Here is a 13,715-nt window from a genome sequence, read left to right on the forward strand (position 1 = left end):
TCGAAAAAATCGATTTCTAGATAATGAAGGGAAATGTTTAATTGCGTTGCATTTGAATAAAGAGTTATCAATTGAGACGATAGGTGAATTACGGAAAAGATACGATGCTTTACGCTTTTCATATATACATTAGAGGAGTGACAGTATGCTAAATTCGATGCAAGAAATCATTGATTATGCAGTAGAAAAAGGTAAAACTTTTGCAGAAATTATGATTAGTGAAGAAATGTCATTAAAAGGTATTTCAAGAGATGAAGTTAGAGCACTTATGAAACAAAATATAGATGTTATGAGAGAAGCAGTAGAAAAAGGTACAACTGGTGAAGGAGTGGAAAGTGTTACAGGTTATACGGGGCAGGATGCTGTTAAATTAGCAACTTATAATGAGCAAGAACATGCATTGTCTGGTTACGAAATGGTCGAAGCATTAAAAGGGGCGATTGCTACTAATGAGGTTAATGCGGCAATGTGGATTATCTGTGCGACTCCTACGGCTGGCTCCTCGGGTACTATACCCGGAATTCTGTTTAAGTTAGAAAAATCACATCATTTAACTACAGATCAAATGATTGATTTCCTATTTGCTGCGGCGTTATGCAGTAAGGTAATTGCAAATAATGCTAGCGTGGCAGGTACGATAGGGGGGTCAGGCTGAAGTTGGTTCAGCATCTGCGATTGCAGCAGCGGCAGCAGTAGAGGTATTTGGAGGTTCACCGCAAGCAAGTGGTCATGCAATGGCACTAGCTATCAGCAATTTATTAGGTCTTGTATGTGACCCTGTCGCTGGGTTAGTAGAAATTCCTTGTGTTATGAGAAACGCCATAGGATCAGGAAACGGATTAATTTCAGCGGATCTTGCATTAGCAGGAGTTGAAAGCAAAATTCCTGTAGATGAAGTCATTGAAGCCATGGATAAAGTAGGAAGTAATTTACCTGCTTCATTACGTGAAACGGGTATAGGTGGTTTAGCGGGTACGCCTACCGGAGAAGAAATTAAGAGAAAAATCTTCGGACAATCAAGGGTTAATTCATAATCTTTAGTTTGAAAATAAGTAAACTTATTAATAGATAAAAATTAAACTGAAAAAATACATGTTTCCCACTAAACTATATTAAAAGAGGTGGGAGACATGTTATTTAAATTGGGGCTTATATTTTTGGCGTTTATTCTATGTAGCATAATGACGCATTACTTTACCGCAGAGGGTACCTGGGTCAACCTACTGTTAAAGTCATTATCTTTAAGTTTAATTCTTGTTTTTTTATTTAATTATATAAAATTAATGATAGAGCTTAAGAGAAATAAATAATCTTAGTTGAGCGAAATAAAAAAGAGCCTGGGACATAAATAGATGTCTCAGGCTCTTTTCAATTTGGCAGTAGGTGACTGAATTGAAAATACGATTATATTAAGCTTTTTTCAATTCTAGTCACCCTTGCCGGGGTGGGACTACGAAATCTATATTTGAAAATTTGATTTCTGACCCACTCCCTTTTTAAATGTTTCATAAATAATTAAAATATGTGAAGTGAGCAGCAACAAATAACTTGGTATTAATTTGCAATTTCAGCATATTCTTTTTGGTTATAAGTGTCTTGATCTAAGTTGTTTGTAAGTTTTGCTGTACCTGTGCCAGCAAGCATAGAATCATTAACGTTCAATGCTGTACGACCCATATCGATTAATGGTTCGACAGAGATTAAGACACCTGCTAGTGCAACTGGTAAATTCAATGTAGATAATACAATGATAGAAGCGAATGTGGCACCGCCACCAACACCAGCTACACCAAATGAACTGATTATTACTACGCCAATCACAGCTAATATAAATTGTAAGTTAACTTCCACGCCAGCAGCTGGTGCTACCATGACTGCAAGCATAGCAGGATAAATACCGGCACAACCATTTTGTCCAATTGACAGACCAAAGGATGCAGAAAAGTTTGCAATTCCGTCTGGCACGCCTAGGCGATTTTTTTGTGTTTGAACATTGAGGGGTAATGAACCAGCACTAGAACGAGAAGTGAAGGCGAATAATAGTACTTCACCAGTTTTTTTGACGAATGTCACTGGGTTCAAACCAATGCCTGAGATAATGATTAAATGAATAATATACATTACGATAAGTGCTGCATAGGACGCAATTACGAACTTACCTAAAGTCCAAATTGCCTCAAAATCACTTGTAGCAATTGTAGAAGTCATAATCGCTAAAATACCATAAGGTGTTAATCGCAATACGAATGTTACGATTGCCATAACTAAGCTGTATAATGCATCGATACCACGTTTAAGTAAGTTACCACTCTCTGGCTGTTTACGCATAACACGTAAGAATGCAAAACCTATAAACGCTGCAAATATAACTACGGCGATTGTAGAAGTTGTACGTTGACCAGTAAAATCTAAGAATGGATTACTAGGTAATAATTGTAAAATTTGTTGCGGTAATGTATTGGCTGTCATATCTTTAGCTTGGCTCGCAAGCTCGCTACCTCTTGAACTTTCGGCGCCACCTAAATCAATAGAAGAAGCGTCTAAACCGAATGCAAGTGCTGAGATAATACCAATAATTGCAGATATTGCAACGGTACCTATAAGAAATACAAAAATATAAACACCAATCTTAGCAAACTTATCTCCTACTTTAATTTTCGTGAATGCTGAAACGATTGAAATGAATATTAAAGGCATTACAATCATTTGTAATAATGAAATGTAGCCATCACCAACGATACTAAACCAATCCATAGTTTGTTTAGTAACTTTAGAGTCCACACCATAGATTAAGTGTACTGCGATACCAAAAAAGATCCCAACACCTAAAGCAGAGAAAACACGTTTTGGAAATGAAACGTGTTTTTTAGCCATTATATATAATCCGATGAGGAAGGCCACAAAAATAATGATGTTAAGAATAGTCAATAACATAAAAAAGGACCTACACTTTCTTATTTAATTTTTTAATCCGATACGTATACTAAGGATATTAGCAAACTCAATAATATTCAAGTTAATTACTCAAGAAATTTGCGAAATTAAAATGTCTTTATTTTCTGATAATAAAACTTGGGTTTATATAAGACATTCAACTATATTAATAGGGGAGGTGTTTTAGGATTTTGTGGATGGATATGGGAAATTTATATATAAAACAAGCGAAAATATATAATCAAGTTCTAAAACTCGACTATATATTTTCGCTCTTATAATGAATGATGTGTTTTCGGTGGTGACTGTACTTTAATCATAGTACACTTTGGATTAATAATGATAGTTTTATAAATTAAACAAACGAGCGAAGAAACCTTTACGTTCTTCTTTTGGTGCTTCGTTAGATGAAGTCGATGTGTAGGAAGCTGTATTATCACCTGTTTCATCTTGAGTGCTTGTTTCAGTTACTTCATCTTTAATTGTTTCATCATCAGTTGCTGACGTTGATAATTCATTTCCTTCATCAGTAGCGGTAGTAGCATCTTTAACTTGATTAGCTGACTTCTCTTCAGTTGAAGTTGATTGTTCTACATTCCCAGTACTAGCATTAGTATCAGATTGTGCGCTCACTGGTGTAATTTCGGATTCGTCGGTATGCGCCTTTGCTATAGTAGCATCTGGTTTGCTATCTGAAGTAACGTTGTCTGATGTTTCGTTGTTGCCTTTATCGTTAACATCTTTGTTCGCTTCTGACTGAGATTCTGTAGATGATTTTACACCTACTGATTCGGTAGAAGTTTCGGTTAAAGCATCGTCTTTCTTAGCGTTTGTAGACTGTGAAGCGGCGATATGAGCAGTTTCAACATTTGATTTAGCTAATTCAGATTGCTCTTTTTGTGAATCTTGAATAGCATTTTGAGTTGATTTAATTTCATTAGTAGAAGATTGGATGGCTTGTAATGATTCAGTATTAGCATCCAATTTAGACGTGATTTGATTTTGCATTTCATGTAATTCTTGTTGTTGTTGGTGGACTTGATTAATCATTTGGCCAAGCATATGACGTTCGTCACGCATTTTTTGAATTTCAGAACGTAAATCATCTACAAGTTTAGATACATTTTGATCTGTAGGTAAATTACTACTATCGTCTTTTACTAATACTTGTAAAAAGTCTTTTTCTTTCTCTAATTCTTCAAAAGCTAAGTCGTAACTATTTGTTTGTTTTACTTTTTCAGCAATGTCTTGGAATAACTCAATATCCTCTTCTTGGAAATCTGTAGCTTCACGGCCACGATATTCTGTTTTACTAAGTTGGTAACCGCGTTCTTCTAAATGTTGAACGATTTTACGGACTTGTTTTTCACTTAGCTCAACACGTTGTGCAAATTCTTTGGTTAACATAGAAATAAGTCCTTTCATTAATGGATTTATGTATACGGACGTTTGTCTTCGGTTAGTGAAACGTCAGTCTTACCTCTATGCTAGTTTAAACTGTTTTAATAGTGATTTCAAGTGGTGGTTCCTATGATTTACGTAAATCCATTTCCTCAAGTAATGGATAAATAATACTTCTAGAGATTCTGTTGGCAAAGACATATTTGAGAATATAGTTTGATTTAATACTAGGGCCATAAATGTCTTTGGTTAGTTCAATATTAGATTTTATAAATAAATCCATGGGCTTACCTTCGCTATATCCTTCAAGATTTGGTGCTAAATAATTAATATCATATTGTTTTTCGAACCCGTGTTGATATAGAAATTGGCGTCTATTATCCAAGATAGGTATGTCTTCCTCAGAAATTTCTTCAGGTTCTTTATCTACTTCTAACATGATGAAATTAACATCGTGTTCATGAAGTTGGTTTGATAAGATATTAATTTCTTTCTGGATACGCGCAAGCGTTTCAGTAATTAGCTCATCGTGATTCGGTTGGTCATTGGCGATTAAGTAGATTAAAAATGCTGAGTTTGTTGTTGCCTCATAATGCGCAGTTGCCAAACTCACGACAGTGTCTGACTCGATACCAACTAAAAAGATATAATCATCTTTAGTGTGCTCATTTTTAAGTGATTGTTTGAAGATTTGCTCGTATTCAGATAATCCGATATCAAATTTAGCATCATACAGATTCATGGCTGATTTGAAGAAGGGATCATCAATTGACGTGATAATTTTGAATTTCATATGTACACCCCCGAAATTATTGCGTTCATTATAACATAGTAGCAAAACTTGTAATGTAATTTATAGGGAGAAGTATTGATTGGTAATAAAAAAAAGAGCGACACAGAAATCAAAAGTTACAATTGATTTTCTTGGTTCGCTCCAACAATATAAATTAGTCATTTGAACTGTTTATTACATGTACATTTTAGATAATTGCCAATGTTGGCATATATCATTTTATAATTAGTGAATTGTGTTGATTATCCAAACTCTAAATTCATATGCTTTAAGTTTAGGACTTTGGTCCATTAGATTCTTCAGCGTAATGATGTTGAACTACTGTTTCATTTTCATAAGATGCGTTTGCTTTTTCTACTTCTTCATGTGAAGATTCGTCTTTCGTAGCAACGACAAGATAGTGACCGTCTAAGATTTCTTTCTTATAGCGTTCCATTTCGGCGTCCGACAATTTATAATGGGCTAAAACAGCCTCTTCACCGTCTTCGCCAGTTAACATTTTCGCCATTTTATCACTGAAAGAACCGCTTGTAGCTGTTAAGTTTACTTCGGAATCATGCAACTCGTCGATATGCAGTTTTGACTTACTGATAACAGAAATCTCTGACTCATTGTAACCTTCTGCAATCTTGTTTTTGACTGCATCAATTAACTCTTCGCTTTTTTGAATAATAGTGAATTCTGACATTTTGTGCTCCTCCATCCGTTGTTCTATTGATTATTATGTGTTTACCCAGTAACTTAAATAACGAAACGAATACAATTTAATTATATAACGAAGTTTTGCACCTGGCAAACAACATTTTAACGCAAATGATACCGTTTACTTAACTTAAGTAAATATACTAAAATACCTTGAAAAAGCGCTTACAATCAATAAGTATATTGAAAAATGTACCAAAATTTGCTATCATCAGTTAATAATTTATCTAACTCATATAATCTAAAGGATACGGCTTTAGAAGTTTCTACCATGTTGCCATTAACGACATGACTATGGGTAACCTATACAATGCTTTAGCAATTAAAAACGATTTAAAAAGTTGTACATATTGGACTATACTTTTTAAATTGTTTCCTCGTATTCGATGTTATAAACATATTTTTTACATATTTAATAGGGAAATGAATGTAAAAATTTTACCTCTTTAGACATCATTTAAAATTAGGATAATAGCTGCTTATAGTATTGCACGTTCACTCATAGATCCTGAAACTAAGTTAGTTTAGGGTTTTTTTTGTACACAAAATGAGGAGGTTTTTTACGAGTGGATTTGTTGAAGCAGAAAGTCGAAGCAGATGGTGTCGTTATTGACGAAAAGATTTTAAAGGTAGATGGTTTTTTAAATCATCAAATCGATGCCAAGCTGATGCATGATGTAGGACGAACTTTTTACGAACAATTTAAGGACGAGGGCATCACAAAAATTTTAACAATTGAAGCGTCTGGTATTGCACCGGCGATTATGGCAGCTATGCACTTTGATGTGCCATGCCTATTCGCTAAAAAAGCAAAACCAAGTACACTAAAAAAAGATGTGTATCAAGCAGATATACATTCTTTTACTAAAAATACGACAAGTACAGTGATTGTGTCTAAAGAGTTTTTAGATGAAAATGACAAAGTACTTATCGTAGATGACTTTTTAGCCAATGGAGATGCATCTTTAGGCTTAAATGAAATTGTACAACAAGCCAAAGGTACAACAGTTGGTATAGGTATTGTAGTAGAAAAAAGTTTCCAACCTGGTAGAGAACGTTTAGAACAAGCAGGTTTAACAGTTTCATCATTATGCAAAGTGGCTTCGCTAAGTGGAAATAAAGTTACTTTCGTTGGCGAAGAAGCATGAAAACCTTCATTTTAAGTTTACAGCATTTATTAGCAATGTATGCGGGGGCAATACTCGTACCTATTATTGTAGGAACAAGTTTAGACTTCACACCTGAACAAATTGCTTTCCTAGTTACAGTGGATATCTTTATGTGTGGTATAGCGACGTTCTTGCAAGTATGGAAAGGTACAGGAATTGGTTTGCCGATTGTATTAGGCTGTACATTTACTGCTGTGGCGCCAATGATTTTAATTGGGCAAACTAAAGGTATTGGTGACTTATATGGTTCGCTCTTCTTGTCGGGGATTCTAGTTGTAATCATTGCACCATTCTTTTCCTATTTGGTGAAGTTCTTCCCTCCAGTTGTTACTGGAAGTGTGGTAACAATTATTGGGATTAACCTAATGCCAGTTGCAATGAATTATTTGGCAGGAGGAGAAGGTGCTAAAGACTACGGGGATTCTAAAAATATCATCTTAGGTGTCATCACTTTGGTTGTCATTTTACTCGTACAGCGTTTTACTGTAGGATTTTTGAAATCTATCGCTATACTTATAGGACTTATTGTGGGGACGGTGTTAGCCGGATTCTTTGGAATCGTAGATGTAAATCAAATTGGTACGGCGCATTGGTTTGCGTTACCTCAACCGTTTAGATTTTCAACTTTCAGCTTTGACTTTGGGGCGACACTTGTATTCTTTATAGTTGCATTAGTAAGTTTAATAGAATCAACCGGTGTATATCATGCACTAAGTGAAATAACGAGTAAACCATTGGAACGCAAAGATTTCCGTAAAGGTTATACAGCAGAAGGCATTGCTATAATCTTAGGTTCTATCTTCAATGCATTTCCTTATACTGCGTATTCACAAAATGTAGGCTTAGTATCATTGTCAGGTGCGAAAAAGAATAAAGTGATATACGGTATGGTTATATTGCTAGTTATTTGTGGGTGTATTCCTAAATTAGGTGCATTAGCAAATATGATTCCTCTACCAGTATTAGGTGGAGCGATGATAGCTATGTTTGGCATGGTCATGGCATATGGTGTTAGTATATTAGGTAATATTAATTTTAAGAATCAAAATAATTTGTTAGTTATTGCTGTATCTGTAGGACTAGGGACGGGTATAAGTGCAGTACCTCAAGCGTTTGATGCCTTAGGTGAACAATTTGCATGGTTAACTCAAAACGGTATTGTACTAGGTGCAATTTCAGCAATTGTTTTGAATTTCTTTTTTAATGGCATAAAGCATCAACAAGACACGGAAATTATGAAATAATAGAACTATAAAACAATTAATTAGGAGGCTGTACAAGTATGTGGGAAAATAAATTTGAAAAAGAATCTTTAACTTTTGACGATGTGTTATTGTTACCAGCAGAATCAGATGTATTACCGAAAGAAGTGGACTTAAGTGTTCAATTATCAGAAGGTATTAAACTGAATATTCCAATCGTATCAGCAGGTATGGACACAGTTACAGAATCAAAAATGGCAATTTCAATGGCTAGACAAGGTGGACTTGGTGTCATTCATAAAAATATGAACATTGAAGATCAAGCCGACGAAGTTCAAAAAGTAAAACGTTCTGAAAATGGTGTCATCTCGAATCCATTTTATTTAACTCCAGAAGAAAGTGTTTTTGAAGCAGAAGCATTAATGGGTAAATATCGCATTTCAGGCGTGCCAATTGTTGATAGTAAAGAGACTAGACAATTTGTTGGTATCATTACAAACCGTGATTTACGTTTTATCGAAGATTTTTCAATTAAAATTTCAGACGTAATGACAAAAGATAACCTTGTTACAGCTCCTGTAGGTACGACATTAGAGGAAGCAGAGAAGTTATTACAACAACATAAAATTGAGAAACTTCCATTAGTTAAAGAAGGTCGTTTAGAAGGATTAATTACAATTAAAGATATTGAAAAAGTTCTTGAATTCCCTAATTCTGCTAAAGATGCACATGGTAGATTATTAGTAGGTGCAGCAATCGGTATTGCGAAAGATACTGATATCCGTGCACAAAAACTTGTTGAAGCTGGTGTAGATGCATTAGTTATCGATACAGCACATGGTCATTCTAAAGGTGTATTAGAACAAGTTGCACATATTAAAAAAACATTCCCACAAGTTACTTTAATAGCAGGTAATGTTGCTACAGCTGAAGGTACAAAAGCTTTATATGAAGCGGGTGCTGACGTAGTTAAAGTTGGTATTGGTCCTGGTTCAATTTGTACAACTCGTGTTGTTGCAGGTGTTGGTGTCCCACAAATTACAGCCGTTTACGATTGTGCTACAGAAGCGCGCAAACATGGTAAAGCAATTATTGCAGATGGTGGTATTAAATTCTCAGGAGATATCATTAAAGCATTAGCTGCTGGTGGACATGCAGTTATGTTAGGTAGCTTACTCGCAGGTACTGAAGAAAGCCCTGGCGCAACTGAAGTGTTCCAAGGTAGACAATACAAAGTATATAGAGGCATGGGCTCATTAGGCGCAATGGAAAGTGGTTCAAATGACCGTTACTTCCAAGAAGACAAAGCACCTAAAAAATTCGTTCCAGAAGGTATTGAAGGTCGTATCGCTTACAAAGGTGCACTACAAGACACTATTTATCAACTTATGGGCGGCGTAAGATCTGGTATGGGTTATACTGGTTCTAAAAACTTAGAAGCATTAAGAGAAGAAGCTCAATTTACACGCATGGGACCTGCTGGTTTAGCAGAAAGCCATCCACATGATGTTCAAATTACAAAAGAATCACCAAATTATTCATTCTAAGTTAAAAGGAGATTTAAAGTTATGGAAATGGCGAAAGAGCAAGAGCTCATACTTGTTTTAGACTTTGGTAGCCAATACAATCAGTTAATTACACGACGTATTCGTGAAATGGGCGTATATAGTGAGTTACACGACCATGAGATTAGTATGGAAGAAATAAAACAATTGAACCCTAAAGGTATTATCCTTTCGGGTGGACCAAACTCAGTTTATGAAGAAGATTCGTTCACAATTGATCCAGAAATATACAATTTAGGAGTGCCGATTTTAGGTATTTGTTATGGTATGCAGTTGACGACTAAATTATTAGGCGGAAAAGTTGAACGTGCCAATGAACGTGAATATGGTAAAGCAATCATCAATGCTAAAACTGATGAATTATTCTTCGGTTTACCGGAAGAACAAAATGTTTGGATGAGTCATTCAGATAAAGTTATTGAGATTCCAGAAGGCTTTGAAGTTATTGCTGACAGCCCAAGCACAAATTATGCAGCGATTGAAGATAAATCTCGCCGTATTTATGGTGTACAATTCCACCCAGAAGTACGTCATACTGAATATGGTAATGACTTATTACGTAACTTTGTACGTCGCGTATGTGAATGTACTGGTGAATGGTCAATGGAAAACTTCATTGAAATCGAAGTTGAAAAAATCCGCAATCAAGTTGGCGACCGTAGAGTGTTATGTGCTATGAGTGGTGGTGTTGATTCATCTGTAGTAGCAGTATTGTTACACAAAGCAATTGGTGATCAACTTACATGTATCTTTGTAGATCATGGCTTATTACGTAAAGGTGAAGGCGACATGGTTATGGAGCAGTTCGGTGAAGGATTCAACATGAATATTATTCGTGTAGATGCACAAGAACGTTTCATGAGTAAATTACAAGGCGTGTCAGACCCAGAACAAAAACGTAAAATCATCGGGAATGAGTTTATCTATGTCTTCGATGATGAAGCATCTAAATTAAAAGGTGTAGATTTCTTAGCGCAAGGTACACTTTATACAGATGTTATCGAGTCAGGTACAAAAACTGCTCAAACGATTAAATCACACCATAATGTAGGTGGTTTACCTGAAGATATGGAATTCCAGTTAATCGAACCTATTAATACACTATTCAAAGATGAAGTGCGCGAACTAGGTATCGAATTAGGTATTCCAGAGCACTTAGTTTGGAGACAACCATTCCCAGGCCCAGGTTTAGGTATCCGTGTCCTTGGAGAAATCACTGAAGACAAACTTGAAATTGTACGTGAATCTGATGCGATTTTAAGACAGGTTATCCGTGAGGAAGGTCTTGAACGTGAAATTTGGCAATACTTCACAGTATTACCAGGTATCCAATCAGTAGGTGTTATGGGAGATTACCGTACGTATGACCATACAGTTGGTATTCGGGCCGTAACCTCAATCGATGGCATGACAAGTGACTTCGCACGCATCGACTGGGAAGTCTTACAAAAGATTTCAAGCCGTATCGTAAATGAAGTAGATCACGTTAACCGCGTTGTTTATGATATTACATCTAAACCACCAAGTACAATCGAGTGGGAATAATAGTATATAATGACGAAACCCCTTAGGCATAGGCTTAAGGGGTTTTTTGTGGATTGAAAATTATAAAAAGGGCAGAAAAAGGGCGGGTGGTAAATGTTTTATGATTTATATACTTTAGTTTTATATTTGTTGTATTGATTAAATGTTTTATTAGTTCTAAGACTGAATAATTTTAATTGGCACTTTACAATGAGCCTCTTGAATTTAGCAAATCCTTTAGAGGTATTTTGTATTGAAACTAATTTAAATTTTATTTTTCTGTTTAGGGTACGGAGTTTAAAATTTGGTGAGAATATATAAATGATTATTGAAATAATAATTACAAAAAATATGATAAAAGGTAAATCTTTTAGCAGTTGATAGGCATAGTTAGCAAGTTTTTATTTTCTATTGTTGCATAAAGAAAATATACAAAACATAAGGCTAGACCAAATGCTACGCTCCATAATTTTATATACAAAGATTCTTTGTGTATAGTGTTTTTACTAATCTGAAGTTTTTTATTCTTTACATCCTCATTAAAACGAATCTTCTGATAGAAACAATTTTTTCATTCCAATTTTGTATTGTCTTTTCATAATTAATCATCACTAGAACTCCAATTCTAAAATTAGGTTTGCTGTATAGATAACAAATATTTTAAAACTTCTAATTATTATAATAAAACTGTATTAGTATTTCCACCCATCAGCAGAAGTATTGGTGGGTGTTATTGTTACACATATTAATGAATATTAAACATTTAGGAACTCAATTTATATATACAGGCAATAAAAGACAAATAAATAAAAGATTATGTACAATGTGATTGTAAGAAACTAAAAAAAGGAGGTATAGGTTTGAAAAATAAATTTTTGAAATTTAGCACTGTATTTTTAGCAAGTACGATATTATTACAACCTTTAACAATGAGTTCAGCGCAAGTGAAAGCAGCTACTACAGAGAAAAATAATGACCAACAAGAAAAAGAAGAGTATATTAAGTATAAAGAAGCTTGGATTAAAGCAATTAATGAAATGCCAGATAGTGATTTTAAAGACCCGTCAGTTAAACAAGAATTAAAGAATAACATAACAGCTTCAGAAGAACGTGGTAAAGTTACTTTAGCTGCTAAAGCAGCAGGAAAAAGTTTACAAGCTATTTTAAAAAAAGTAGGAGAAAAGGGTTGGAACAATCTAGTTAAAAAAGTGGAAAATACTACAGGTACTGAGCTTGTAGCGCTTCACTACGATGGAATAACTAGAATTGTGAATTTATTGGCCAATTCACAAGAAAAAGCCACAACAGTTATTAGTAAACAATTAGTGCGAAGTGGCTTGAATAAAAACGTTGCTGACATTGCAGCAGCAGCATTTGTACAAATCATTTTATAACGGAGTGATATATTGCCTAAAAGTCAACAAATAATATTAGGTATTTTACTAATACTTATTGCAATCGATTTTTTTATGCCAATAATAGGAACAGCCTTTAATATAGAAATATTAAAATTCAGTTCTATATATGTAAAATTATTCGGCATAGTAACGTTTATTGTAGCTACTATTTTTGTATACAGACAAATTAAACGTAAAGGTTTTTGAATAGAAGTATGTAACCCACTACCTCTGATATGAGGAGGTAGTGGGTTTGTTTGCTATCTGTAATGAGATTTCATGCGTTTTGTTTCTGACAATGTCATAATTGGAACGCATATAAAATAAAAAATGAGCATAGAAATAGTGAAAAACATTGGAAAATCTGTATGTTTTAAGGCCAATGATAGGTCATCGTTAAATAACTATAAAGGTACTAACAAGCGTTTTGACGGACTTGTGAATCAATATTTAATGTTAAAAAATAATGACATGGAATTGAATAAAATTTCTGATATACGAAAAATTTTCGATACAATGGTTTCAGATCAAATTAAAGAAAAAGATTTAACAGACGGTGACATGTTTCGCAAAAATTCAATCGGCGTATATGATCAATCTAAAGCCAAATGGATCCATCGAAACGAATTTACTGAAGCAGAAATATTTGAATACCTTACGCTATTATTAGAATTTATTAAGCATTATGATGCACCAGAAGTTTATAAAATTATGGCAAGTCATTTTATGTTTGAATATGTACATCCCTTTTATGATGGTAATGGCAGAGTAGGAAGATATATTTTAGCTCAACTATTGAATACTCATTTGGATTCATTTACAGCATTAACATTTTCATATGTAGTAAATCATAAAAAAAGTAAATATTATAGAGTGTTTGAAAATGCTTCGGATTTCTATAATAAAGGTGAATTAACTGACTTTATTGGAGAAATGTTAAACATTTTTTGGAGGGACAAAAAGGTGTTATTGAGACGTTTGAAAGCAATATTGAAGTTATCACAAGATTAGGTAATTCGCTGAAAGCT

The 13,715-nt window shown here is 34.4% G+C and carries 12 protein-coding genes, 1 pseudogene and 1 riboswitch; of the genes and pseudogenes, 9 read left to right on the plus strand and 4 right to left on the minus strand.

Features of this window, described 5'->3' with window-relative positions:
• The first annotated feature begins 145 nt into the window (after positions 1 to 145).
• A pseudogene (sdaAA, locus tag ACSUE0_RS02365) lies at positions 146 to 1,034 on the plus strand (L-serine ammonia-lyase, iron-sulfur-dependent, subunit alpha).
• Positions 1,035 to 1,130: 96 nt separating this feature from the next.
• Positions 1,131 to 1,310 carry a hypothetical protein gene (locus ACSUE0_RS02370; RefSeq protein WP_017723349.1) on the plus strand — a complete coding sequence of 60 codons (180 nt, stop codon included), beginning with the start codon at positions 1,131 to 1,133 and terminating at the stop codon, positions 1,308 to 1,310.
• Positions 1,311 to 1,554: 244 nt separating this feature from the next.
• Here ACSUE0_RS02370 and ACSUE0_RS02375 read toward each other — a convergent pair whose 3' ends face one another.
• The 4 genes from ACSUE0_RS02375 to ACSUE0_RS02390 form a co-directional block, all read right to left on the minus strand.
• Positions 1,555 to 2,934, minus strand: coding sequence for an L-cystine transporter (locus ACSUE0_RS02375; RefSeq protein WP_436955905.1), 1,380 nt, complete (start codon positions 2,932 to 2,934; stop codon positions 1,555 to 1,557).
• Positions 2,935 to 3,282: 348 nt separating this feature from the next.
• On the minus strand, positions 3,283 to 4,341 hold the full coding sequence (locus tag ACSUE0_RS02380; RefSeq protein WP_119614074.1) for a hypothetical protein: 1,059 nt from the start codon (positions 4,339 to 4,341) through the stop codon (positions 3,283 to 3,285).
• Positions 4,342 to 4,462: 121 nt separating this feature from the next.
• A complete protein-coding gene (locus ACSUE0_RS02385) occupies positions 4,463 to 5,128 on the minus strand; it encodes a hypothetical protein (protein WP_124227569.1) in 666 nt (221 codons plus the stop codon).
• A gap of 274 nt (positions 5,129 to 5,402) precedes the next feature.
• Entirely contained in the window at positions 5,403 to 5,816 is a 414-nt protein-coding gene (locus tag ACSUE0_RS02390) for a general stress protein (protein ID WP_119614072.1), read from the minus strand.
• Positions 5,817 to 6,042: 226 nt separating this feature from the next.
• Positions 6,043 to 6,145, plus strand: a riboswitch (purine riboswitch).
• A gap of 251 nt (positions 6,146 to 6,396) precedes the next feature.
• On the opposite strand from ACSUE0_RS02390, the gene xpt reads away from it, so the two are divergent.
• The 7 genes from xpt to ACSUE0_RS02425 all read left to right on the plus strand — a co-directional run bounded on the left by xpt (position 6,397) and on the right by ACSUE0_RS02425 (position 13,698).
• Complete coding sequence (gene xpt, locus ACSUE0_RS02395) at positions 6,397 to 6,978, plus strand: xanthine phosphoribosyltransferase (RefSeq protein ID WP_017723344.1); 582 nt, start codon at positions 6,397 to 6,399, stop codon at positions 6,976 to 6,978.
• Positions 6,975 to 8,243 (plus strand): xanthine permease PbuX, encoded by a 1,269-nt coding sequence (pbuX, locus tag ACSUE0_RS02400; protein ID WP_119614071.1) that lies wholly within the window; start codon positions 6,975 to 6,977, stop codon positions 8,241 to 8,243. The genes xpt and pbuX overlap by 4 nt, the downstream gene beginning before the upstream one ends.
• Positions 8,244 to 8,281: 38 nt before the next feature.
• The gene (guaB, locus tag ACSUE0_RS02405) at positions 8,282 to 9,748 is read left to right on the plus strand and encodes an IMP dehydrogenase (RefSeq protein WP_039068442.1); all 1,467 of its coding nucleotides are present in this window, start codon (positions 8,282 to 8,284) and stop codon (positions 9,746 to 9,748) included.
• A gap of 21 nt (positions 9,749 to 9,769) precedes the next feature.
• Positions 9,770 to 11,311: a glutamine-hydrolyzing GMP synthase gene (guaA, locus tag ACSUE0_RS02410; RefSeq protein ID WP_017723341.1), complete on the plus strand. Its 1,542-nt coding sequence runs from the start codon at positions 9,770 to 9,772 to the stop codon at positions 11,309 to 11,311.
• Positions 11,312 to 12,150: 839 nt separating this feature from the next.
• On the plus strand, positions 12,151 to 12,684 hold the full coding sequence (locus tag ACSUE0_RS02415) for a hypothetical protein (RefSeq protein ID WP_436955908.1): 534 nt from the start codon (positions 12,151 to 12,153) through the stop codon (positions 12,682 to 12,684).
• A gap of 12 nt (positions 12,685 to 12,696) precedes the next feature.
• Complete coding sequence (locus ACSUE0_RS02420; protein WP_107513975.1) at positions 12,697 to 12,894, plus strand: hypothetical protein; 198 nt, start codon at positions 12,697 to 12,699, stop codon at positions 12,892 to 12,894.
• A gap of 123 nt (positions 12,895 to 13,017) precedes the next feature.
• Positions 13,018 to 13,698: a Fic family protein gene (locus tag ACSUE0_RS02425; protein ID WP_436955910.1), complete on the plus strand. Its 681-nt coding sequence runs from the start codon at positions 13,018 to 13,020 to the stop codon at positions 13,696 to 13,698.
• The last annotated feature ends 17 nt before the right edge of the window (positions 13,699 to 13,715 follow it).

The sequence above is a fragment of the Staphylococcus sp. AS1337 genome, from assembly GCF_051408735.1.
GTDB classification, from domain to species: domain Bacteria; phylum Bacillota; class Bacilli; order Staphylococcales; family Staphylococcaceae; genus Staphylococcus; species Staphylococcus xylosus_B.

What these genes read in the sequence shown, in the direction of transcription:
- ACSUE0_RS02370 (WP_017723349.1), top strand. Translation starts at nt 1,131, where the DNA reads ATGTTATTTAAATTGGGGCTTATATTTTTGGCGTTTATTCTATGTAGC.
- ACSUE0_RS02375 (WP_436955905.1), bottom strand. Translation starts at nt 2,934, where the DNA reads ATGTTATTGACTATTCTTAACATCATTATTTTTGTGGCCTTCCTCATC.
- ACSUE0_RS02380 (WP_119614074.1), bottom strand. Translation starts at nt 4,341, where the DNA reads ATGTTAACCAAAGAATTTGCACAACGTGTTGAGCTAAGTGAAAAACAA.
- ACSUE0_RS02385 (WP_124227569.1), bottom strand. Translation starts at nt 5,128, where the DNA reads ATGAAATTCAAAATTATCACGTCAATTGATGATCCCTTCTTCAAATCA.
- ACSUE0_RS02390 (WP_119614072.1), bottom strand. Translation starts at nt 5,816, where the DNA reads ATGTCAGAATTCACTATTATTCAAAAAAGCGAAGAGTTAATTGATGCA.
- pbuX (WP_119614071.1), top strand. Translation starts at nt 6,975, where the DNA reads ATGAAAACCTTCATTTTAAGTTTACAGCATTTATTAGCAATGTATGCG.
- guaB (WP_039068442.1), top strand. Translation starts at nt 8,282, where the DNA reads ATGTGGGAAAATAAATTTGAAAAAGAATCTTTAACTTTTGACGATGTG.
- guaA (WP_017723341.1), top strand. Translation starts at nt 9,770, where the DNA reads ATGGAAATGGCGAAAGAGCAAGAGCTCATACTTGTTTTAGACTTTGGT.
- ACSUE0_RS02425 (WP_436955910.1), top strand. Translation starts at nt 13,018, where the DNA reads ATGAGCATAGAAATAGTGAAAAACATTGGAAAATCTGTATGTTTTAAG.